The sequence below is a fragment of the Vibrio sp. R11-SG3-ISO3-SZ genome (assembly GCF_059834345.1).
In genome coordinates this window covers 1-24,741 of sequence record NZ_JCBDGX010000130.1, presented here as the reverse complement: position 1 = coordinate 24,741, position 24,741 = coordinate 1, and the positions used below count along the sequence as shown (strand labels likewise).

General features: G+C 45.8%; 17 protein-coding genes. 11 read left to right on the top strand and 6 right to left on the bottom strand.

Annotated elements, in window-relative coordinates:
* Positions 1-37 precede the first annotated feature (37 nt).
* Entirely contained in the window at positions 38-1,456 is a 1,419-nt protein-coding gene (gene rsmF / locus AC6R1O_RS15225; RefSeq protein WP_500633283.1) for a 16S rRNA (cytosine(1407)-C(5))-methyltransferase RsmF, read from the top strand.
* A 170-nt stretch (positions 1,457-1,626) separates the two neighbouring features.
* Here the strand turns inward: rsmF and AC6R1O_RS15220 are convergent, their stop codons facing one another.
* Positions 1,627-2,463 (bottom strand): CvfB family protein, encoded by an 837-nt coding sequence (locus AC6R1O_RS15220; protein WP_334555391.1) that lies wholly within the window; start codon positions 2,461-2,463, stop codon positions 1,627-1,629.
* Between the two features lie 87 nt (positions 2,464-2,550).
* Between AC6R1O_RS15220 and AC6R1O_RS15215 the strand changes: the two genes are divergently transcribed.
* The gene (locus tag AC6R1O_RS15215; RefSeq protein WP_500633282.1) at positions 2,551-3,936 is read left to right on the top strand and encodes a hypothetical protein; all 1,386 of its coding nucleotides are present in this window, start codon (positions 2,551-2,553) and stop codon (positions 3,934-3,936) included.
* Here AC6R1O_RS15215 and AC6R1O_RS15210 read toward each other — a convergent pair.
* Both AC6R1O_RS15210 and AC6R1O_RS15205 read right to left on the bottom strand, forming a co-directional pair.
* Positions 3,905-4,384, bottom strand: coding sequence for a PaaI family thioesterase (locus AC6R1O_RS15210; protein WP_487902009.1), 480 nt, complete (start codon positions 4,382-4,384; stop codon positions 3,905-3,907). The two genes, AC6R1O_RS15215 and AC6R1O_RS15210, sit on opposite strands and share 32 nt — an antisense overlap.
* Positions 4,385-4,497: 113 nt before the next feature.
* Positions 4,498-5,385 (bottom strand): putative PEP-binding protein, encoded by an 888-nt coding sequence (locus AC6R1O_RS15205; RefSeq protein WP_500633281.1) that lies wholly within the window; start codon positions 5,383-5,385, stop codon positions 4,498-4,500.
* A gap of 211 nt (positions 5,386-5,596) precedes the next feature.
* Between AC6R1O_RS15205 and AC6R1O_RS15200 the strand changes: the two genes are divergently transcribed.
* Positions 5,597-6,649, top strand: coding sequence for a 3-deoxy-7-phosphoheptulonate synthase (locus AC6R1O_RS15200; RefSeq protein ID WP_500633280.1), 1,053 nt, complete (start codon positions 5,597-5,599; stop codon positions 6,647-6,649).
* A gap of 24 nt (positions 6,650-6,673) precedes the next feature.
* Positions 6,674-7,159, top strand: a complete 486-nt coding sequence (locus tag AC6R1O_RS15195; RefSeq protein ID WP_500633279.1) for a YajQ family cyclic di-GMP-binding protein — start codon at positions 6,674-6,676, stop codon at positions 7,157-7,159.
* A 95-nt stretch (positions 7,160-7,254) separates the two neighbouring features.
* Here AC6R1O_RS15195 and AC6R1O_RS15190 read toward each other — a convergent pair whose 3' ends face one another.
* Positions 7,255-8,202 carry a precorrin-2 dehydrogenase/sirohydrochlorin ferrochelatase family protein gene (locus AC6R1O_RS15190; protein ID WP_500657323.1) on the bottom strand — a complete coding sequence of 316 codons (948 nt, stop codon included), beginning with the start codon at positions 8,200-8,202 and terminating at the stop codon, positions 7,255-7,257.
* 455 nt (positions 8,203-8,657) lie between these two features.
* Here AC6R1O_RS15190 and AC6R1O_RS15185 point away from each other — a divergent pair, with 455 nt between their 5' ends.
* From AC6R1O_RS15185 to AC6R1O_RS15160, 6 genes are all read left to right on the top strand, one after another.
* Positions 8,658-9,686: an amino acid ABC transporter substrate-binding protein gene (locus tag AC6R1O_RS15185; RefSeq protein WP_500630149.1), complete on the top strand. Its 1,029-nt coding sequence runs from the start codon at positions 8,658-8,660 to the stop codon at positions 9,684-9,686.
* Between the two features lie 78 nt (positions 9,687-9,764).
* Complete coding sequence (locus AC6R1O_RS15180; RefSeq protein ID WP_500630148.1) at positions 9,765-10,970, top strand: amino acid ABC transporter permease; 1,206 nt, start codon at positions 9,765-9,767, stop codon at positions 10,968-10,970.
* Position 10,971: 1 nt separating this feature from the next.
* Positions 10,972-12,069, top strand: a complete 1,098-nt coding sequence (locus AC6R1O_RS15175) for an amino acid ABC transporter permease (protein ID WP_500630147.1) — start codon at positions 10,972-10,974, stop codon at positions 12,067-12,069.
* 22 nt (positions 12,070-12,091) lie between these two features.
* A complete protein-coding gene (locus AC6R1O_RS15170; RefSeq protein WP_500626443.1) occupies positions 12,092-12,841 on the top strand; it encodes an amino acid ABC transporter ATP-binding protein in 750 nt (249 codons plus the stop codon).
* 187 nt (positions 12,842-13,028) lie between these two features.
* On the top strand, positions 13,029-13,691 hold the full coding sequence (locus AC6R1O_RS15165; protein WP_334555402.1) for a Bax inhibitor-1/YccA family protein: 663 nt from the start codon (positions 13,029-13,031) through the stop codon (positions 13,689-13,691).
* A gap of 142 nt (positions 13,692-13,833) precedes the next feature.
* Complete coding sequence (locus tag AC6R1O_RS15160) at positions 13,834-14,163, top strand: TusE/DsrC/DsvC family sulfur relay protein (protein WP_500626442.1); 330 nt, start codon at positions 13,834-13,836, stop codon at positions 14,161-14,163.
* Between the two features lie 31 nt (positions 14,164-14,194).
* On the opposite strand, the gene yccX is transcribed toward AC6R1O_RS15160, so the two are convergent.
* A complete protein-coding gene (yccX, locus tag AC6R1O_RS15155) occupies positions 14,195-14,467 on the bottom strand; it encodes an acylphosphatase (RefSeq protein ID WP_500657322.1) in 273 nt (90 codons plus the stop codon).
* 168 nt (positions 14,468-14,635) lie between these two features.
* Here yccX and AC6R1O_RS15150 point away from each other — a divergent pair, with 168 nt between their 5' ends.
* Positions 14,636-15,829, top strand: coding sequence for a class I SAM-dependent methyltransferase (locus tag AC6R1O_RS15150; RefSeq protein ID WP_500657321.1), 1,194 nt, complete (start codon positions 14,636-14,638; stop codon positions 15,827-15,829).
* A 56-nt stretch (positions 15,830-15,885) separates the two neighbouring features.
* On the opposite strand, the gene AC6R1O_RS15145 is transcribed toward AC6R1O_RS15150, so the two are convergent.
* Complete coding sequence (locus AC6R1O_RS15145; RefSeq protein ID WP_500657320.1) at positions 15,886-24,726, bottom strand: tandem-95 repeat protein; 8,841 nt, start codon at positions 24,724-24,726, stop codon at positions 15,886-15,888.
* Positions 24,727-24,741: the final 15 nt, after the last annotated feature.

The following is a 24,741-nucleotide window of genomic DNA, read 5'->3' as shown; positions in this document are numbered from 1 at the left end:
CTACACTCTCGGCAAATTTTCTACTTAGAGATGCAGAGTGCACCAAAACGTTTATCTCCCTGACGACTTTCTCGCTGAAATGCAAACCATCCTTCCGTCTCATTTGACGATGGATGACTTCATCGCCGCTTGCCAACGACCACTTAGAAAAAGTGTCCGCGTCAACACTCTCAAGACCACAGTGGACGATTTTAAAGCGCTGGCTGAGCAGCAAGGATGGGTATTGACCCCAGTGCCTTGGTGTGAAGAAGGATTTTGGATTGATGCTGATGAAACCCGCGTGCCACTGGGGAATCGTGCTCAACACATGTCGGGGCTGTTTTACATCCAAGAAGCCAGTTCCATGATGCCTGTCTCTGCGCTCTTTTCTGGTGATGACACCTTTCAGGCGGTGCTCGATATGGCGGCGGCACCGGGGTCAAAAACGACACAAATCGCTGCGCTGATGGACAATGAAGGTGTATTGGTGGCGAACGAGTTTTCCGCTAGCCGCGTGAAAGTACTCCATGCGAATATTGAGCGCTGCGGTATTCGTAACGCCGCATTGACCAACTTCGATGGCCGCGTGTTTGGTGGTTGGCTGCCAGAGCAGTTCGATGCCGTTCTCATCGACGCACCCTGCTCTGGCGAAGGTACGGTTCGCAAAGATGCCGAAGCGATGAAAAACTGGAGTAAAGCGTCAGTGCTATCCATCGCCGAGACGCAAAAAGATCTGATCGAAAGTGCTTTTCACGCCCTAAAACCGGGCGGTGTCATGGTCTACTCGACCTGTACGCTCAGCGTGGAAGAGAACCAGCAAGTCTGCCAGCACTTAAAGTTAACCTTTGGCGAGTTGGTGGAATTTGAAAGCCTTGAATCCTTATTCCCGGGTGCTGACGAAGCGCTAACCGCCGAAGGCTTTTTGCACATATTCCCTCAAGTCTATGACTGTGAAGGATTCTTTGTGGCAAAAATACGTAAAACTGGCACTGCGACACCACCTGATGTAAAAAAACGCCTCGGTAAATTTCCGTTTCAGAAAGCATCGGCAAAAGAGCAGCAAGCGATCGCTAGCGCACTGCAAGACGCGCTGTCTGTTTCGCTGCCTCAACACACCACGATTTGGCTGCGTGACAACGATGTTTGGTTGTTCCCCGATGCGCTCGAGCCAATGCTCGGCGAACTGCGCTTTTCACGTATGGGAATAAAAATCGCCGAAGCGCATAAGAAAGGCTATCGCTGGCAACACCAAGTCGCCACCGCACTGGCAAAGGGGAATGAAGCGAACAGTGTCGAACTTTCTATTGATGACGCCAGAGAGTGGTACATGGGAAGAGATGTGAGACCGGGGCAAACAGGCAAAGGTGAAGTGCTGGTCAAATACGGTAACGATGTGATTGGACTCGGGAAATGGGTCGGAAATCGAATCAAAAATGGCCTACCTAGAGAGCTGGTAAGAGACAAAAATCTGTTTTAATCCCTAAACCAAGGTATGAAATTTCGTCATTGCCTGGCGCTATACTTATCTTGAACTACAATTGAAGTATTGATTGGTGATGAATATCAGACAGTTAGCGCAGGCTCTGTAGGAGCCCTTCCCCTAGGCCCAAAGCATGATCCGCTTCGGGCCTTTTTTTCTCAAGTCGATTAATCAGCGAGATAAATCCCATCTTGCTCGATACGAATACGACCTTGCTTGTAAAGACCGCCAATGGTTTTCTTGTACGTCCCTTTACTGGTTCGAAACGTTGAGAAAATGGCTTCTGGCGATGACTTATCATTAAGAGGGAGAAAGCCGCCCTTTTTCTCCAATAACTCAAGCACTTTCTCACTCAAGTCATCCATTTTGCCTACACCGACTTTTTGCAGCGAGAGATCGATTTTGCCATCTTCACGGATCGCTTTGATGTAGCCTTTAAGACGCTTACCAATAAAGAGTTTTCCAAACACGTCAGACTTAAAGATCATGCCCCAGTGTTGGCCTTCAACGATCGCTTTAAAGCCTAAGTCGCTGCGCTCTGCAATCAACAGCTCGACTTGCTGGTTTTTGCTATAAGGCGCAGGCGTTTTATCCAGCAGTTTGTTGAATTTGGTGGTTCCGACGATGCGCCCAGATGCTTTGTCAGTGTAGACGTACACCAACACAGTTTGACCTTCTTTAAAGCGGGCACGCTGCTCACTGAACGGGATCAACAGATCCTTTCCTTTAATTCCCCAATTGGCGAAAGCACCGGTGCTGTTGACCCCTTGGATTTCCATCAGCCCCCACTGGCCCACTTCGGCAATCGGAGTTTCAGTCGTCGCCACCAACTGGTTGTCGGAATCAAAGTAGAGAAACGCATCAATAAATTGGCCCACTTCCGCGTCTTTTGGCGCAAAGCGATTTGGCAGCAAAGAGGTGCCGTATTCTCCAGCATCCAAAAATAGTCCAAAGTCGGCTTTTTTTACAATTTCTAAGTGGTTTACCTTACCAACGTTAATCATTTCAACGGTCTCTTGCTAAATTTGCGGCGATTATACCCAATCTCTGATATGCTTTCGCCAGCTAATTTGAACTTTATGGAGATTTTCTTGGTCACGGTAGACAAACAAGATGGCATCACTCTCAAAATTTCTCACGCAATGGCTTCGACCAAGAAGTCGGATCTCGACCTCTACTTTTTCATTCCCGGTGAGCTTGGCTTAAACGCTGACATCGTCAAAGAGAGTGAATTCTATTACGAGTCTCTGGCGCAAAAACGCGCTTATTTCAGTGATAAAACTCTGCTTCCGCTCGTGCACAGTCGACTTGCCAAACGAGGACGACTCTCTTCAACTCAGTACCGCGTCAGTTTAAGTTTGTTCGCTTACCAATATGTGATTGCGTTAGATAAAGCGGTCAGCGAATTGAACAAACACAACTCCGAATCCGTCACCACCGATGAAGTAGACGAAGTCATCGAACTCTCTCTCGATATTTTGAAAAAGCTGCGTCGGAGTATTCCGTATGAAGAGGGGCTGAAACGCTACTACGCCAACATCGATAACTACCTCTCTTGGTACACCGGGCAAAGGCTGATGTCATTGGTTGCCCACATGCCACGTGACAGTGAATACAAGACGCTCAAAGAGCGCTTGCTCACTATCGTTGAGAAAGAAGCTGCGCACCGAAAACTCAACAACTACAACTCAGAAAGCGTTAGAGGCGATGTGACCCGCTTGAGTAACAAAATGCGCTTATTAAGACGTTTGATAGAACATCCCATCGTCCTGCAAGAAAAAACGCAATCATTGGGCAACAATCTAAAGCGAATTGTGAAAGGCAGTGCAACGGGGTTTGTGATGGTGTTTGTCACCATTACCGCGATTCTGGCTCGTGATTATTGGGGTGAGATCACCGCATCGTTCATCATTTTGATGTCATTTGTCTACGCGCTACGCGAGATATTTAAAGACGATCTTCGAGACGTCATGTGGCGCTGGATTCGACGTGGCCGACCTAAGTGGCGTAAAACCTACCTGGATCCGACAACCAAAAAGACCGTCGGGCAAAAACTCGAATGGCTTGATTATCTTGGGCTCGACAAACTTCCCGACCGCATCAAGTCGATTCGCAAAAAGCGCGTCGTCCAACGGGAAGAACAAATTTTACACTATCGTTCAGAGACGGAGATGACTACATCGAAGTTTATGAGCGGTTATGAAGAAACGCGCGAAACCTTGTTACTCAGCATGCGACCGTTTACCCGTTTGATGGATAAGGGCTCAAACAAAATTTATACTCTGAACAACAGTCAGGTGAGCCGCGAATCCGTTGAAAAGCGTCACCTGCTCAACTTGATTGTCAAAGAAGACAATCACGACGGAAACCCAAACTATTACCGTTGGAAAATCGTGCTCAACCGCAGCAAAATCGTTGCGATTGAGCAAATTGAGGTGGATGACTTCACTCACCCCTTCGCTTTAGTGACAGAGTAAGTAAGAATTCCGCCATCGGCTCATCGCCATGTAGGCTTGGGCAGAGGGCGGTAATTTTCACCGCTTGGTTGACACGCTCACCGGTCGCGAACGTCTCATCAAGCATCTTGTCAATCAGCTCCCCATCGTCACAGACAAAGTGGACATCCGCCTCAGGTCGCTTTAAGAATTGCCCTTCCACCGCTTTAAAAGCCAGAGACACCTGCTTGCCTCGCGCCTGAGCTTTACTCATCGCCATGAAACCGCCTGCGACGTCAGCACCAACCGCCAAGACACCAAAATACATACTGCCGAGATGATTTTTAGTCCGTCTTTTTAGTGGAATTTTTACCTCTACGCGCTGCTCATCCAGTTGGAGAATTTTAGGTCGACAGAGCCAAATTAGGGGGACTTTGAGAAAGCCAAAATAATTGAGGTAAAAGTTCGCTTTAGTAAGAGGGCTTAACATAGACTGGTCCGACTAGTGGATTTAGAACCAGTTGAATATGGAAGGCGTGCAATGTCAACATTTTGTTAACATTGCACTTTCAGATAGTGAGATAACTCAGATTACTTAGTCAGTTACACCGTCACAACAAGTTCGATGTGTTCACGTTCGACCAAATACTCTTGGATTTTTGCGTAGTTCAAGAGGCCACTGCTGGTTAGGATTACCGGCTTATTGACGCTCTCTGCCGCTTTGGTCGTCATGTCAATCAGTTGTAGCACCGCTTCACTTTGTGGTTCAAACAAATAGTGCAGTGTCTCGTCTAGACGATCGATACCCAGCGTATATTGGGTTAGGTTTTCCAAATTAATCATGACGCCATCAAAATAGTGCAATAGACGCTCGGCCATCAGCGCAGAAGACGGTACATCAACAGTATAAAGCACCTTGAGCCCGTCAAGGCCGCGCGGCAGTCCTTGCTCGGCAAGCAAATCGATGATCTTCGCGGCATCAGATAAAGCACGAACAAACGGCACCACAATCTCAACCTGATGACCTTGCACTCTTAATGCTTTGATCACATCGCACTCTAGGACAAAACTGGCGCTAAACTCTGGCTGGGCATAACGAGACACGCCACGCATACCGAGTGCTGGATTCACCACCTCAGGCTCCACATCACCACCCAATAGCGAACGCATTGCATGGCTGTCCGCATTACTTAGCGATACACGCACAACTTTGTGCTCAGGGGAGATGGCGTCAGAGATGATTGAGACCAAGGTAGAAACAAAGTGCGTCTTGAGATCTTGTTCACCCAACATCGCATCGATAGAGCTACGTTGTAGTGGATCGAGCGGCGATGTGGCTGACTCAAAGCTAGGATGGTAAAAAATGTGCTCTAGGATGAGCTCAGATAAGGAAACAAAGAGGTGTTGTCCACCTTGTTGACCGTCGACCTTTGGTAGGGCGTCGCCACTACTCAATGCAGAATGCAAATTGCTTGAACCGGATAAACTCATTACTGCTCCGTACTTAGATTATTATTGTGATATTTGAAACATACCGACTCGCGCCAGTGAAGACAAGGGCAAAACAGAATTTAAAACTAACATTTTTGAATAGTTTTTCAGATCTACGCTTCGCACTTGAAGAGTTTCAGGATAAGTAGTTTATTACTTGATTCGTTTCCGTTATCTTTAGCGCTTCGCAATAAAAAGAACAGGCTCTGGTATGCCATTAAAAACCGATGAATTAAGAACGCAGCCTTTAGGCCCTATGCCAACTCCGGCAGAACTTGGAAGCGCCCACCCGATTACTGATGATGTCGCCGAGCGTATTGCTGTTTCGCGCCGTCAAATTGAACAAATTCTCACTGGTGAAGACTCTCGCCTACTCGTAATTGTTGGCCCGTGCTCGGTACACGACACAGAGGCGGCGATCGACTACGCACAGCGTCTGTCTACGATTCAAGCGCAATATAAAGACGAGCTTTTTATCGTCATGCGCACTTATTTCGAGAAACCGCGCACCGTCGTAGGCTGGAAAGGCTTAATTACAGACCCTAACCTAGACGGTTCGTACGCGCTGGAAACTGGTCTTAACAAAGCACGTAAACTCCTGCTTGATATTAATAAACTTGGCTTGGCAACCGCCACTGAGTTCTTAGATATGATCACCGGCCAGTACATCGCTGACTTAATCACTTGGGGTGCGATTGGCGCGCGCACGACAGAGTCACAAATTCACCGTGAAATGGCGTCTGCCCTCTCTTGCCCTGTCGGTTTCAAAAACGGCACCAACGGCAATGTTAAAATCGCCATCGATGCGATTCGTGCCTCTATGGCCTCGCACTACTTCTACTCGCCAGACAAAAATGGACGCATGACGGTCTATCGCACGAGCGGTAACCCATACGGCCATATCATTCTTCGCGGTGGTGACACAGGGCCGAACTTTGATGCGGCATCGGTCGCGCAAGCTTGTGAGCAACTCGCTCAATTTGATTTACCGCAGCGTCTTGTGGTCGACTTCAGCCATGCCAACTGTGAAAAGCAGCATCGCAAACAGCTGGATGTGGCAAAGGACATCTGTGAGCAGATCCGTTCAGGAAAGCATCAGATTGCCGGTATTATGGCCGAAAGTTTTATTGTCGAAGGCAACCAATCCATGTGTGACCTCAACAATCTCACTTATGGTCAATCCATCACCGACCCATGTTTAGGCTGGGATGACACTGTGCAGATGCTAGACATGCTCGCCGACGCTGTGAAAGCGCGACCTTAATCAACGACTATTTCGGAGTACATTATGCCCTCTTTTGACATTATCTCAGAAATCGACGCGGTTGAATTGCGCAACGCCGTCGACAACGCATCACGTGAACTATCGACTCGCTTCGACTTTCGTGGCGTTGAGGCGACGTTTGAACTGCAAAAAGACGAATCCGTGAAACTGAATGCCGAAGGTGAATTCCAGCTCAAGCAAATGCGTGACATTTTACGCTCTAACCTCACTAAGCGCGGTGTAGACGTCAATGCAATGGAAGCGAAGCCCGAAGAGGCCTCCGGTCGCAACTGGCACCAAGTCATCATTTTTAAGCAAGGCATTGAAACGCCAGTTGCGAAGAAAATTGTCAAGCACATCAAGGACTCTAAGATCAAAGTCCAAGCCTCTATTCAAGGTGAAAAAGTGCGCGTCACTGGTAAAAAACGTGATGATTTACAAGCGACGATGGCACTCATCCGCGAAGCAGAACTCGGCCAACCTTTCCAGTTTGAAAACTTTCGTGACTAGAGATTAACGAAGCCATGCTCACATAGCAGTGAGTAATTCGCACAAACCCGCTGAACAGCGGGTTTGTTTTTTTCTAAACAGACAAAACGCAAGGGTTAGCGCTTTGCTGCGATCGTGGCTTGTTTAATCGTTAAATCATTACCCTGTAACAACTTGGTGTCACTTGCCCCGGCCTCAACCAAGACAACCACTTTCAGCCCTTCCTGTTTGGCAGACATCAAGTACTGAGCAAGGTCGGCGCTACTTTCAAAAGGCGTGCGCTCAGCATCGCGGCGAACCAAATCGACAAACGCGAAAGGACAGTTCTCACTATGAAGCACGAGTTCCGCTTCTTGCATGATTTTCAGCGCTTTTAGCGACAATAACTCGACATCTTCACCACATTCAATCCAGACAGTCGAAGCGGGTTTGGTGATGCCTTCACTGAGTAAGGCTTGATAGTGCGTTTCAAGCTCATCAAGGCTGGTCATCTCTTGCACATTTGAGTTGGCAAAAAACGCTTCCCAAAATGTTCGTCTTTCATCAACGCTAGCGAGATGTTGCTTAATATCATTACGCTTTGAGGCTGCAAAGTCAGCTTGCAGTGATAAGTTGTGAGGTAAAATCGACTCGAGCTTTTCGCGGATATTTCTCACTAGCACAGGGGAAGCACCACCGCTAGAGATGGCGATTTGAATTCGACCACGATTCACTATCGAGGGAGTAATGAAATCACAATAAGGTTGGTCATCCACGACATTGACGAGCAGGCGTTTCTTTTTCGCATCGAAATGGACCTGATGATTTAACTCAGGATTGTCTGTGGTTGCCCATACTTGGAGGTAATGTTGATCTAACAGCTCACTCGAATAGAAGCTTTGTATCCAGCGACAACGTTCCTGCTCCACCAAGCGTGCTAAATAGGGCTCAATCTTGGGTGACACAATGGTCACATCGGCGCCAGCTCTCACTAAGCTGTCCACTTTTCGACTGGCGACCTCGCCCCCTCCCACCACAAGAACTGGCTGGTGATTGAGGTTTATAAACAGCGGAAAATACTGCATTTCAATCCTTGGTAAACCATTTGTACTAGCTCATGATACTACCAAAAATGGGGCATCGTGTTCACCCTACCTTGACAATTAAAATAATATTACTCTGAATTTAACCTTGTTCGCAGTCATTCATACCAATTCAGCATCCTGGCAACAATTGATAGTCTGATCATTTAGAATTATTAGCTATCACATTCTGACGCACCAATCTGATCCCTAGTTGCACTATTTACATTCAGATAACATTTCGCCATTCTAATCATTGTTGAGGTTTGTGATTTCATTCAAAAATTCTTTTAAATTATGAAGTTGAGAATTTCGAGATCCTTACCTACGCTTATAAACGATTGATTTGGTTACCAGTGGTGCAATCAGCTCAGTCAATAAATACTAAGACACAACATATTTCACTCGTTTTTTCAGGTTCTGCCTGACTTAACATGGATCATACAGGAAGGATACAAATGGCACATAAACTAACAGTTCTTGCTTCTGTCGTAGCTGCATCTACTGCTCTGATGTCTACAAGCGCATCTGCAGCTGATAGCACGTTGGATAAAGTGACTAAACAAGATTTTATTACTTGTGGTGTAAGTACTGGTCTACCGGGCTTCTCAAACCCAAACTCTAAGGGTGAATGGGAAGGCATCGACGTGGAATACTGTCAAGCACTTGCTGCAGCCGTACTGGGTGACAAAACAAAAGTTAAATACGTTCCGCTCACTGCAAAAGAGCGTTTCACTGCACTTCAATCCGGTGAAATCGATGTACTGTCACGTAACACAACGTGGACATTGCACCGTGATACGGCGCTTGGTCTTAACTTCGTTGGCGTAAACTACTACGACGGCCAAGGCTTTATGGTTAAAAAAGACCTAGGTCTTACGAGTGCTAAAGAGCTGGACGGCGCATCAGTATGTGTTCAGTCAGGAACAACTACCGAACTTAACCTAGCGGACTACTTCCGCAACAATGGCATGTCATACAAGCCAGTGGTATTTGATACCGCAGCGCAAACCTCAAAAGGTTTCGATGCAGGCCGTTGCGACGTGCTAACAACTGACCAATCTGGTCTGTACGCACTTCGCTTAAATCTACAAGATCCGAGCTCAGCGCAGGTTCTACCAGAAATCATTTCTAAAGAGCCCCTAGGCCCAGTGGTTCGTCAGGGTGATGATCAGTGGTTTAACGTTGCAAAATGGACTCTTTCTGCCATGGTCAACGCAGAAGAATACGGTATTACATCTAAGAATGCAGATGAAATGCTGAAGTCTGAAGATCCAAACATCAAACGTATTCTTGGTGTTGACGGTCCTAAAGGTAAAGGCCTAGGTATCCGTGATGATTGGGGTTACCAAGTCATCAAGCAAGTGGGTAACTACGGCGAGAGCTTTGAGCGTACCGTAGGTACAGGATCTCCACTACAGATCTCTCGTGGTGTGAACGCTCTGTGGAATGCAGGCGGCTTTATGTACGCTCCACCAATCCGTTAATCGCAGTACATAACAACAAGCAAAGAAAGGGCGGTCTCCCCGCCCTTTTATTAAAAATGGATTTGAGGTTATAGCTGTATGAAACCTACTGATACTGTTGCTGGTAAGTCAGGTAGTGCGCCTGCTTCCAATGCAAACCTTCTCTACAATCCCACTTTTCGATCGGTCGTCTTCCAAATCATTGCGATAGTCGCCTTGGTCTTTTTCTTTTACACAATAGTCAATAATGCCTTAACGAACCTCGGAGCTAGGGGCATTGCCACTGGTTTTGATTTCCTCGGACAAGAAGCGGGCTTTGGGATTGGCCTCACCCTTGTTGAATATGATGAAACCTTCTCTTATGGAAGAACCTTTTTAGTTGGCTTACTGAACACCGCATTGGTCTCTTTCTTGGGGATCATTCTTGCGACTGTGATTGGTTTTGCCATGGGTATCGCACGTCTCTCCAGCAACTGGTTGGTCAGTCGACTTGCGGCAGTCTATATCGAAATTTTCCGTAACGTCCCCCTGTTACTGCAAATTTTCTTTTGGTATTTCGCCGTTCTGCAAGCACTGCCTTCAGCGCGCCAGAGCCTAAGCTTAGGGGAAGCTATTTTCCTTAACGTTCGCGGTCTGTATTTTCCAGCCCCTGTTTTCGGTGAAGGGTCATCTGTCGTGGTCGCTGCCTTTGTGTTCGGCGTAGTCGCGACGCTATTTGTTGCCATTTGGGCCAAAAATAAACAAAAGCTCACCGGACAGCAAACCCCAGTTGGGCGAATCGCGTTAGGGTTAATCGTTGCGTTACCCGTTGTGACCTACTTTGTGATGGGCTCGCCTATTCACGCAGAATACCCTGAACTGAAGGGCTTTAACTTCCGTGGTGGCATCAGCATCATCCCTGAACTTGCAGCACTTCTGCTTGCGTTGAGTATTTATACCGCGTCCTTTATTGCAGAAATCGTACGTTCCGGTATAAACGCGGTGAACCACGGTCAGACGGAAGCGGCCATGTCGCTAGGTTTACCTCGCTCACGTACGTTGAAGCTCGTCGTCATTCCACAGGCGCTGCGTATCATTATTCCTCCGCTCACAAGTCAATACTTGAACCTGACTAAAAACTCATCGCTCGCAATGGCGATTGGTTATCCTGATTTGGTTTCAGTATTTGCAGGTACAACGCTTAACCAGACCGGTCAGGCAATTGAGATTATCGCGATGACCATGGGCGTATACCTGACTCTCAGCTTGCTCACGTCAGCACTGATGAACTTGTACAACAAAAAAGTCGCTTTGGTGGAGAGATAGAATGAAAGTACATCAATTTCAACCTAGCCTACCGCCACCGGCAAATACTGTGGGTGTGATGGGATGGCTGCGTAAGAACTTATTTAACGGCCCGGTCAACTCCGTGGTTACCGTCATACTTGCCTATGTCGCCTTCAGCTTGATCTGGAACATCGTCGATTGGGCACTGATTAACGCTGATTGGGTTGGCACAACTCGTGACGCTTGTAGTCGAGACGGTGCATGTTGGGTATTTATCAGCGTACGCTGGGAACAGTTTATGTATGGTTTCTACCCGCAAGAAGAGCTTTGGCGCCCTCGCCTGTTCTACTTCACGCTAGCAGTGTTTACTGTGTTGCTCGCATACGAGAAGACACCTAAACGTACTTGGATATGGCTGTTCTTTGTCAACGTCTACCCGTTTTTAATTGCAGGCCTTCTGTACGGTGGATTCTTCGGCCTAGAAGTCGTTGAGACACACAAATGGGGCGGACTTCTGGTCACATTGATCATCGCTCTGGTCGGTATCGTCGTCTCACTTCCAATTGGTGTTGCTCTTGCACTCGGAAGACGCTCAGATATGCCGATTATTCGCAGCATCTGTACCGTTTACATCGAAGTATGGCGTGGTGTGCCACTGATCACTGTTCTATTCATGGCGTCGGTAATGCTGCCATTGTTCCTGTCGGAAGGTTCGGAGACAGACAAATTGCTACGCGCTTTGATTGGTGTGGTGATGTTCAGTTCTGCCTACATGGCTGAGGTTATCCGTGGTGGTTTACAAGCCATTCCAAAAGGCCAGTATGAAGCAGCGGATGCGCTTGGCTTAAGCTACTGGAAAAAGACAGGACTGATCATATTGCCTCAGGCACTTAAGATCACCATTCCTTCTATCGTGAACACCTTTATTGGCCTCTTCAAAGACACCAGTCTTGTATTGATTATCGGTATGTTTGACGTACTCGGTATTGGCCAAGCCGCAAACACTGACCCCGAGTGGTTAGGTTTTGCTACGGAAAGTTATGTTTTTGTCGCGTTAGTGTTCTGGGTATTTTGTTTCGGCATGTCGAGATATTCGATTTGGCTAGAGAACAAACTCCATACCGGTCACAAACGATAATTTATAAGCTCAAGGACGTATTATGACGCAACAACAAGATTACATGATCCAACTTAAGGATATGAACAAGTGGTATGGTGAGTTTCATGTACTGAAAAACATCAACCTCAATGTCAAAAAAGGCGAGAAAATCGTTATTTGTGGCCCATCAGGTTCTGGTAAGTCCACGATGATTCGCTGTATTAACCGCTTAGAAGAGCACCAGAAAGGCCAAATCATCGTTTCTGGTAACGAGCTGACAGAAGACCTCAAGAACATTGAGGCAGTTAGACGCGAAGTCGGCATGTGTTTTCAACACTTCAACCTCTTCCCTCACCTCACTGTGCTAGAAAACTGTACGCTAGCACCGATTTGGGTCAAGAAGATGCCAAAAGAAGAAGCGGAAGCCGTCGCGATGAAGTACCTTGAACGCGTGAAGATCCCTGATCAAGCGGATAAATACCCAGGTCAGCTCTCTGGTGGTCAGCAGCAGCGCGTTGCGATTGCTCGCTCGTTGTGTATGAGCCCGCAAGTGATGCTGTTTGACGAACCGACGTCGGCACTCGACCCAGAAATGGTGCGAGAAGTGTTGGATGTGATGGTTGAACTGGCCGGTGAAGGGATGACCATGCTTTGTGTCACCCACGAAATGGGGTTTGCGAAAGAGGTCGCCGATCGCGTTATCTTCATGGACGCGGGCGAAATCATCGAAGAAAACAACCCAGTTGATTTCTTTGAAAATCCGCAATCGGATCGAACTCAAAACTTCCTAGCACAAATTCTCCATCATTGATTGATGGGTAAGCAAAGGGCGACTTCGGTCGCCCTTTTTGATTGTTATATTGTGTTACATCTTTCAAAATACTTAAGTTTCTATTTCTATTATTATTTTACTAACGACTAGACTCCTTGGGGCTTGATCTTTTTACTGATAAGCCTCATATATGTCGGTATAAACATAAAACTTCACGAGGAAGATTATGAACAGTCCTATGTTTACCCGCACTTCTACACAAGAAAGTGCTCTACAAACCAATAAGGTGTTGCGTAATACCTACGCACTCCTTTCTATGACCCTGCTTTGGTCAGCGGTCGTGGCTGGTGTGTCTATGGCGATGAATCTACCTCGCCCTGGCCTTATCATCATGCTGGTCGGCTTCTACGGTCTGCTATTCCTAACGGAGAAAAACCGCAATAACAGCATGGGCTTGGTATTTACATTCCTATTCACTGGCTTCCTAGGGTACACACTCGGTCCGATTCTCAACGCGTATGTTGGCGCAGGCATGGGTGATGTTATCGTTACCGCATTAGGTGGTACTGCATTGGCGTTTCTTGGCGCTTCTGCTTACGCACTAACCACTAAACGTGACCTTTCTTTCCTAGGTGGCGTGCTTATGGCGGGCTTTGTTGTCTTGCTTATCGGCATGGTGGCGAACATCTTCCTGCAAATGCCGATGTTGTACCTCGCAATGAGCGGTATGTTTGTCCTCTTCTCTACCGGTGTGATTTTGCTAACGACGCAGCAAATCGTTCGTGGTGGTGAGACAAACTACATCTCAGCAACAGTGAGCTTGTACGTTTCTATCTACAACCTCTTCATCAGCCTTTTGAGCATTCTAGGTGTGATGAACGACGATTAATCGTCTCGCAATAGCAACATCGTTTAGAGCCCCGACATTATGTTGGGGCTTTTTGTTATGACCGCCCCGCGAAGTGTTAGGATTGTGTCATGTGCAAAGCTACGCTAACCTATAGCCGTTTTGAATCCAGCAAGGTAATAAGATGTTCGAATACAAGGGCAAAACGATTGAGACTGACGCACAAGGTTACCTCAAAGATCATAAGGATTGGGAGGAAGCGATGATCCCCACCTTGGCTGAAATGGAAGGAATAGAACTGACCGATGCCCACCTTGAAGTGATCTTATTTGTGCGTCACTTCTATGAAGAGTTTAATACGTCGCCTGCGGTCAGAATGCTCGTCAAAGCGATGGAAAAAGCACATGGTCCAGAGAAAGGAAACAGTAAATACCTGTTTAAGCTGTTTAAACAAGGCCCAGCCAAACAAGCGACAAAATTAGCCGGATTACCCAAGCCAGCGAAATGCCTATAGCCACCTGTTTAGTACGTAGTCATGGATGGCATCAGAGAATTTCAAACCCTTTAAAGTCTCGATAGGTTAACGGTTCCGAAATCATTGACTCCACATGTGACGTTTTGGGACCGTGCGTTAGCCAAGAGGCCATCTGTTCAATGGCCTCTTCCTCACCACACACGACCACTTCAACATCACCGTTGTTCAAATTCTTCGCGTAGCCGGCTAGCCCTAGAGTCATTCCTTGATAAGAGGTGTGATAGCGAAAACCTACCCCTTGAACTGTCCCCGATACGATAAACCGCTTGCATTGCACCGCCATAATATCATCCTCTTAATGCCTCTTACTCGTCAGTATGAACCAAAGTCAACCATTTGGGATTGAGCTCGCTCCCAACAGCAAACATCCAATAGAAGGGGTTTTATTTGATTTTCCCGGTGACATCCTCGAAAATACCCGACCTTTGTTTCAAAACTAATGAGCACAGTAATGACAGCAGCGATTTACCTTGTGAAAGGCCGTGATAAATCACTAAAACGTAAGCACCCTTGGATTTTCTCGCGCGGTATTGAGAGAGTCGAAGGCAAACCCCAGCTCGGTGAAACGGTGGATGTCTATGCCCAAAATGGCCAATGGTTGGCGAAAGCCGCCTATTCTCCAAATTCTCAAATTCGTGCTCGAGTTTGGTCTTTTGAACAACAGCCCATTGACCACGCTTTTTTTGTCAAGCGTATTCAAGATGCACAATTGCTTCGCCAAGATACCATCGAACGCGACGGGTTAACGGGTTACCGCCTTATCGCGGCTGAATCTGATGGCTTACCCGGCATTACTATCGATAAGTACCAGAACTATTTGGTCTGTCAGCTATTAAGTGCCGGTGCCGAATATCAGAAATCGGTGCTTGTCTCTGCGCTCACTAAAGTCTTTCCTGATTGCCATATCTACGAGCGATCAGATGTTGCGGTGCGTAAAAAAGAAGGATTAGAGGAAACAACCGGAGTTCTTCACGGTGAGTTACCCCCACCATCAGTTGTCATTGAAGAAAACGGCGTCAAAATCAGCGTAGACATTGTTAACGGCCACAAAACCGGTTTCTACCTCGACCAGCGTGACAGCCGACAGCAAGCCACCAAATACGTTAAAGACAAAGAAGTCCTTAACTGTTTCTCCTACACTGGTGGCTTTGGCCTCTATGCACTCAAAGGTGGCGCAAAACGCGTAATCAATGCAGATGTTTCTCAACTGGCATTAGACACGGCGAAGTACAACGCCGAGCTGAACGAATTTGATATTTCAAAAAAGCGCGCGGTATTTCTTAATGCAGACGTGTTCAAGCTATTGCGTGAATACCGAGATCAAGGCACTCAATTTGATGTCATCATCATGGACCCGCCAAAGTTTGTCTCAAGCAAGAACAATTTAACCTCCGGCGCGAATGGCTACAAAGACATCAACATGCTCGCGATGCAAATTTTAAAGCCTGGCGGCACACTGCTCACCTACTCCTGTTCAGGCCTTATGAGTGGTGAGTTATTTCAGAAAGTCATTGCTGACGCCGCTATCGATTCCGGCCGCCAAGTGAAGTTTGTTGAACGTTTTGAGCAAGCGGCGGACCACCCTACTGATAGCGCTTATCCAGAAGGTTTCTACCTGAAAGGGTTTGCGTGTAAGGTGCTTTGAAGATTTAACATTGTTTCTAAAAGCAGAGCCGACCATTGAGGTCGGCTCTTTTACCTTTAGTCCTTGATAATCAGAATGTCTTTAAGCTGATCGGTCAAGTCTGCACTATTCCATCCTTCAAGCTCTATCGTCACTCTATCATCGCCTTTCGTCACGACTATCTCTGCATGATTGTCATCCGCATCGGTGTCTTCCACTTTTACATACTGGCTAATAATATCGTCGACAGATCTATCATCACCTTCAAACAACTCGGAAAGATCAATCTTGTCACCTTCATCTTTGCTGAAGTCTTTAATCACATCGACTGAACCGTCTAAGTCGCCGTCAACCCACTTGAAGATATCAGCTCCTTCCCCCCCTGTAAGGATGTCGTCACCTAATCTGCCAATGAGAGTGTCGTCTCCACCTTGTCCATATAGAATATCGCTACCCATCCCACCGTCAAGCGTATCGCTTTGTCCAAGTACACTATTGGTATCATCAAGTGTTTCTTCAAATAGCTTAAACGTGTCATGGTTTTCAACGACAAATTGATGTAACTCTTCATCGCTTGGCTCAAAACCATTTCTCAGCGTCAAGAATTGTTTCAGTCCATCTAAACCTAGACTTTTCTCAGCTGGACTGCCGACATCCTCCCAAGGTAAGTAATCAGTGTTAATCGCATCGCCAGAGATGATGTCATCACCCCGACCACCAAGAATATGATCACTATCCATCTCTCTGTAAGTGATGTACGAGATTTCTCCTTCTAGCACTGCTACGAGTTGATCTCCGGAGGTTACTACTTCTACTTGACCTAGTGGTACTTGAGTGCTTTCAAAAATAGAAATGGTCGCATCCAACTTAACGCCATCCAACTCACCGTGCCCGCGGCTTCCATTTTCCAGATCTAAAGCTAGTCTGTATGTTCCAGCGTCAATTATCTCAATCGACATATCACTTGTACTACTAACTGGTCCAACGCTTGTTTCCCATTGATCTCCAGCTAACTTTTCAATATTCCATTGGAAGGTGTCATTCTTTCCTAATTGCTCTGTAATAGAAAAATCAAGCACCAAAGAGGCAGACTGATTGATACCGATATTAAATTCATTTCCTGTGACAGTTTTAGGGTCATCTTTTCCACTCACAACGATATCTATAGTTTGTTCCACTATAGAAGAAACTTGACGGATGTCAGCATAATCCGAGTCAACGATATTAGTGTTGTCAAACATACGAAGAATATGTGTTTCACTACTATCAGTCGCGATACCAATCGCCTTTACTTTACTGATCGCTGTAAGTTCGTTGTAGGCAGTGATCGCTTTACTTAGATCTTCGTCGTCAGTTCTTCCACCAGAGATGCTTGAATCACCGGTATAGGTAGTCGGCTTACCGTCGGTGACAAACAAGGTTAGATTGTCTGCATCAGTACTCGAATCACCCAAACTATCAAACCAGTTTTTCGCTGAATCAAATGCCGCTTCGTAGTTAGTCGCGCCATCAGCAGACAAAAGATTTATTGCCGCCTCTAACGCACTCCAATTGTTATCTTGAATGTCAGAAATACTAACACTTGCTGAAGAAGAAAAGCCGATAAGGGCAATGTTAATCGCGCCTGAATGCGTATCCAACCCTTCAACAAAGCTCATCAACGCCGCTTTCATAACACCAAGTCGAGTACTGCCATCAAAGCCTTCCTTCATGCTGCCTGAAACATCAGCCAAGATCGCAATGTTGTAAGTCTTCGCTGGCGTAATAGTTATATCTATCCCACCAACATCACCAATGATTACATCATCAGCACTATCGCCGAGTAACTGTTGTTCTGACGAGTTGTCTACAATGAATTTATCCGTGGCAAAAGTAGCAAACTCAGAGTCGGACCCAGTAGCTTGGCTGCCATTGTGATCTTGAGCTACGGCACAAGCTGTCACCGTAAAGTCCAAGCTACCCGTATAGTTAGGAGTAACTTTTAATTGAATAGTATCGATGGTTGTGCTGAAGTTATTGTCCTTGTTAAGGTCGACGGTAATGTTGAACGTCTGTAAACCATTGTTTTCTAACACTGGGTCAACTTTAACGCCTCCAACATACAATTCCACACCGACTGGTATACCTGCGATTTCGACTCGGTTATCAACTAGGTGCTCAGAACCATCTTTGTCCTGCAATTCAACGTCAATTGTTAAAGGCATCATACTACTCTTAACAACAGTTGCTGTACCATTTTCATTATCTAACTTAACAATGCCATCGCTAAAAATTACTTGTTCAATAAAGTAAAGCGTATCTCCAGCCCCAGTTTCACTAGGTAAGCTTGTCTCAGTACCATTAGTGTTGATAACTCTAAATCGATTGCCCCCTTCCACTTGCTCATATGTAATTGTGAAATCAGAAATTGAGCCTTCGTAAATAACAGTATCAATAGCTCTGATTTCCTCACCATTATCGTCATAACCTAGGTGATCATTAAATGTGTGGTCTGAGTCAGAGTTGGCTCCTTTAAACGTATCGTCTAAACTACCACCGATGAAAACATCCGAGCCTTTGTAATTGCCGGTATAATGTACAGCGAGAGGTTGTTCTGGAGTTCCAGGAGCGCCAGGGTACTTGTCCTGCGCAATAAACAAGTTACTGTCCCTATTACTTGCTTCGAGGAAACCGTTATCTTGGTCATGCGTACCTTGAAATATATCTCCATTAACATTCAGTAGCTTGCCGCTCGCATGTAACTCCAATATAGAGTCTTTATCTGTGGGGTAAGGAAATAAGGCATTAGATTGTCTGATATCATCCAACGTGATGGTGACTATCGGAGCATCTGCCACTGGAGTGATTTCAACCGTAAGCGTATGGCTACTCGTTTGACCATCTATCGTCACTTCAAACCCAACGCGAGCGTAATCACCATGCGTGTTGCCAACTAGAGTGTCATTAAAGCCATTAAAGCCAGACTCGTGCTCAAGCGCTTTGAAACCGATGATGCCGGATTCAATAAGCGCGCTGGTTACTTGGCTACTGCTGATTGGTTGCCAGTCAGGCTCGTAACTAGTGCCTACATTCTTAAAGAAGACATTATTCGGTGAAGACGTAATTTTTAGTCCATCGCCCGACTGGATACCAAAGTCATTTAGTGACAATAGTAATACTGCGTCCTCTGCTCCCTCTACTTGATTGTCCAAGGTACCATCAGGATTGTAATCAATGACTTTGATTGTCGTTTCTGCGACTGCTGACAACTGACCTTTATCATCCGTTACTGTTACTTCGATAACGCGATCTGTGTTGTCTGGGTCATCACTGGTATTGCTGAATGTAATGGCTTTAAGTGCCGCTTCAAACTCATCTGCTATTAACGAACTGCCGTTTAGAGCAGTAATGACTAAAAGACCTGGGGTCGAATAGTCGACTGAGAACTGGCCACCTATACGCGAGTAATCAACAACATCACCCGACTGAGCATTCGTCAACTTAACGGACATGGACGTGACTAAGTTGTGGTCGTCAAAAATATCCGCATCAACATCTGCGATAGCAACAGCATCTTGCCCTTCAACATAAGTCGCCGAATAATCAATACCATCATCAATTGGACGGATAGCGATAACTAAGTCGTTATAGTCTTTATCACCATTATTGACCGGCAAATCTTCGATCTTAATTTCCGACATATCGTCAGAAATTTGGAACTGTGATTTATGTGCATCAACATGGCTAAAGTAGGCAGTTTGATCACTTTCACTACCATTGATATACAGCTTTCCTTGTGCATCAACCGTCAACACATCACTTGATTCAATGGCGCCAGCTCCGTCGGACAGTAGGAAAAACTCTACATTATCTAGAGAGTTAAGTAGCGCTAGTGCCTGCTTATCTGCAACACTGTTGGTATTGCCAATAAGAACGTTGAGCTCAGCTGTTCCGGTGTTGCTGTCCCAGCTATAGTAACCAAACACATTGCTATAACCAGCACTTTCTGAAACCATATCGATCTGATACTGGGTACCATTTAGGTCCACTTCTGGTCGATCGTTATTTAAGATATCCCCAGAAGCAGCGACGCCACCAACAGCTATGTTGTAGGCTTCTGTCGGTTCAGGCACACCATCTAGAGCAGTTGGTATAACAATGTCGAAAGAGTCTACATTCGGCGGTACAAACAATTCGCCAGTGTAGGAATTATAAGTAACACCATTGGTAAAGGTAGCTTTGCTTAAAACAACATCTTGATTGTCTGCGGTGCCTACGCTACCAAACTCAACAGAAAGCAATTGAGAAAGCGTAGAGCTACCAGATAAATTCACGGTAAAGCTTAGTGATTCACCTTCGCTGACTTGGTTAGCGTTCACATCGATAGAGTCAACACTGACTGCTGGCACGTCTGGATTGACGATAATCGTAATGTTCGCCGTATCTGTGCCACCATTACCATCTGAAATAGTGTACTCAAATGTCTCTTCACCACTGAAAGTATTATCAAAGTCAAAGACAACATACTCACCATCACGAGAGATATAAGCTTTTGTATCGCCAAATCCAGTGATTGTTATCTCGTCGCCATCTAAGTCGAAATCATTAGATAGGATCTCTGAAATTGGGATACGGATTTCACCTTCGCTTTGATTCACCGCATAAGCGCCCGTGCCTGTCGCTTCAAAGCCAACTAGGAAGTAATCTGATGAATCGGTATTTTTCGCTTCGCCCTCGACAAAATCAGTCGCTTCAAAGACCACGGTATCGAACGCAACATCAAGGTCATAACTAAATGAACCTTCATGCCCGGACTCAAGACTGAACACACCACTTTGAACGGGCTTACCGTCTAGGTAGGCAGTCCACATACCTTGCTCACCAGCGGCACCTTCACCTGAGACAAGGTGTGATACTGCAAAGGAGAAGCTTGTGGCTGGTTTAGGAAGACTAATAGCTATCTTCTCAGACTCGCCAGTTGCACGGTTGTACTGCAACTGAGCAGCTGGACCACCGTTAATACTGCCTTCTACTCCTAACTCATAACCATCGGTTACGGTCAGTTCTTTACTTGTGTTTGCATTCTGGCTGAAGTCACCAGACTTGCCAACATAACCAGAAACAGTAACCCCCTCCAAATTCCAGGTGGCGCGATCTTCTGCGAATGTCCCTAACTGAACAGTGTATGTTTGCGGATCATCATTCGCATCTGGGGCATTGTTGATCGTAACCGTTGACTCTTCACTGTAGTTTTTGTCGGAGTCTATTGCTCGATAATCAAACGAATCATCAGAGCGAGTATCAATATAACGAAGTTCCCAGTTTCCTTTGCCCTCGGTAGACAAATCAACAGATTGGATCATCGCTCCATCTGGCAGCATGAAAGAGTCTGAAGGTATAGTCACTTCGTGGAACAAGTCTGTATTGCCACTGGTGTCTTTTTGGTACTCAAATGGGGAATTGTGGACGTTGTTATCAGCATCCACCCAAGTCACCAGAATCGTCACTTTCGATTCATTGCCGTTATTTAGGTCCTTATCGAAGTAGCTACCAAGGCCATCTAAGCCAAGAGTAATGCGGTCGGCAGGGCGGCTATCAAAGTTAATCGAAACAGTCTCACCTTTCTGAATGCCATTACCTTGACCAACACCGATTCCGTAACCGACATGGTTTGCGTTTTCGTTGTATTGTACAAGGTTGTTATCACCGTTCCCTTGTTTACTTGCTGTAACGGTTATCACATCACCATCGGCAAGCGTGAGCTTACGAACCGAAGGATCATCTGTTGCTTCACCCCAATTGTGGAAGTTGTTTGTAGTAGGCGAATGACTATCAACATCTTGCTCGTCTTTAACGCCAAGTAGGAAACCTTCACTATTTTCGTTTCGGATGTACTCAATCAAGTTAGGATCTTCAAACACCTTACCTTCTTTGACTAAGTTACCGTTTTCGTCAAAAACGGCTAGGTCATCCTTGGTAATGACATCATCACCGTATTTTAATACACCGTGATCGGGTAGCTCAGTAATAACAACACCAACGCTTGTAGCCGCATTGTTATCATTGTCGTCTTCATTGTCAGAGATATGGTCTGAACCATCGCCTTCAATGATGCCATTGCCATCATTGAAAATAACTCTAGCCGTGCCGGACTCACCGACGTTGATAGAGAAGTCTTCCGACTCAGGTGGGTTGTCTTTGCTATCATCAATTGCGACATCTCTGTTCGCCGATGCAGTCTCTAGCTGCTCAAAAACATCTTTGTCATCATGTTTTACCGATACGACACTAACATTGAACTGTTGGCCTTGTTCGTACTCATTATCTTGTACTGTCTCAATAGTAAAGTTGGCAGTTTTCGAACCAGCAGCGATTTCAACTTCAATGACTTCAACAATATCCTGGTTATCGGCATTGGTGTAAGTGTATTCAAGAGTAATCACACTCTTCTCAGGTACCGCTTCACTTAGAGTGATGGTAAATGGTGTCGTAATGTCACCTTCCATTACCGTACTTGGGCCTTCTAAGGTAACCGTAACTGTATCTTTTTGTGTGGTGACTGTCTCATCAATAATCTTCGCTTCAGCTGAATCATTTCCTGGTACTTCAACGTACTCACTGCTAGAAGACACTTTAAGGGTAACGGTCTCTTCTCCTTCTAGAAGACTATCGTCAATCACTTTGACGAACACTTCGATACTATCTTTTCCTTGTTCGATAACAAGAGCAGCAAGCTCATCGGCTGTTAGAGCTTTATAATCATTTCCGTCTTTTGCATAAATCTTATCTTCGTAATCAATACCTTTTGTCGCCGTATCGCCTGTGGCGCCGAGGGTAAGATCAAGACCGACATTCTCAGAAACAAGGTCATCTAGATTAATTTCGAATGATAAGTAGGACTCATCACCTTCAGTCACTGGTTGGCCTGCCGTCACTGTCAGCTCAGCAACAGGTAAAACATCTACATTTACAGTGATAGTGTCTGTACCACCATTGCCATCTGAGACGGTAATCACAAATGAGTCTTTACCATCAAACTCTGGGTCTGGTGTGTAAGTCCAATTGCCATCAGCATCAATGTCCACTTTACCATTGCTTGGTTTGTCAGCGGTGTAGGTAAGGTCATCCCCATCAGCATCAGTCGCTTTTACTTTGCCCGATACGGGCGCGTCTTCTTTAGTAGAAGTGCTGATCGTTTCATCGTCACCCAATGGTAGTTCTTTATCATCAACGAACTCAGGTGCATCATTAATTGGTTTTACATTAATGGTAACGATGGCGGTATCTGTGCCACCTTTGCGATCAGAAATTTCGTATTCAAATGTCGTTACACCATTAAAGTTTTCAGCGGGTTCAAAAACCACCTTGCCGTCAACAATTTCAACCTTACCGTGACTAGAATCCGTAATCGAAACCGATGTAATTGCTATATCATCACCATCGATATCAAAATCGTTAGCAAGAAGTTGAGAATGTGGAATCTCAAGAGTTGTATCTTCGTCTGTTGTTAGGTCGACAAGAATTTCCTGAAGCTTGATATTATCAAGGTAAGTGCCACTGTTATCGCCTTTACCACCAACTTCGACGAAGCTTATCGTGTTGTCACCTAACGCACCAGTCACCTCAAAGGTATGCGTTTCCATCGAATTACCGTCAGGCGTGATAGTTGCAATTACAACGCCATTCCAGACCACTTGCAATTGCGCAGTGTGGTTGTTCCCTTTCGCCCCAATGTCGAGTGAGATTTGGTAAGGTTTACCTTCTTCAACACCTTCGACGGTCTGAGACAATGTAACATTGTCACCTCTACTTCCTTCACCTTCCATATCGATGAAGTGGTCAAGGTCGGTCTCTACTCGATTATAACCATCGTCAACCAAATCCAATTCACCAGAGTTGGCATCAAATACCCAACCCTCTAGGCTGCTTGCTCTATCGCCCCAACCAGGAGCACTGTTACTACTGGTGAAATCTTCGAAACTACCGTTAACAATCAAGTTATCTCCAAGAGTATGAACGTCGTCAGTAGCTACTGGAGGATCGTTAACTGGAGTGACATTGATAAATACGGTTGCTGTAGATCTTTCGCCACTAGTATCCGCGATAACATAATCGTAACTGGCAACACCATTGAAGTCTTTAGCTGGAGTGAACACTATTTCGCCATCAATGAGTTCAACTGTTCCGTTTCCATCGACCCTGTTTACGACGTCTACAATAGATAGCTCATCACCATCTGGATCGGTATCATTAGCCAGCAGGTCTTCAGGCGTAAAGCGAATTTCTGTGTCTTCTTGAGTTTGGTAACCAGAGGTGTTTTCTACTGAGATATTATCGATGTATGCACCGAAGGTATTGTCACTACCCGTGCCAGTAAAAGACAGAGTGGTAGTAGAGTCAGACACAGTTTCATCAAAGCCTATGGTATACCAACCATTACTTGGATCTTGTGTAACAGTGAGACCCTCGACTTGATCGCCATTACCAGAAGTAACAACAATATTTCCGTTTGGATCCGAGACAACAACGACAGTGGTATCACCAAACGTCGCGGTAAGGCCACTGTCTCCTTCATAGCTTGGTCGAGGTTTATAATCAAATGTGACCGTATGTGTAGAGCCTTCTTTAGTGTCTAATTCTCTTGAAATACTCACTAGCTCATGACCATCAAGCTCCGCATGAGCATTACCATCCGACGCGGAAGAGCCGCCAACGTTGCCTGTTTGGATCTCTAACTCTGCTTTATCGCCATCTGAGTTAGTAATTGTCCATCCGTTGTAGTCAGCAAACGTATCCCATTTACCGTTTACTAAAGCACTTTCTTCGAACGATTCATGGAATATGAGGCCTTTGCCATAGTCATTAACAGCGGTAGGTGCATCGTTAGTGCCCTCTATGGTCACGGTTACTGCGCTCGGTGTGCCGTCGATTGAAAACACTTCGAAGGTTTCTTG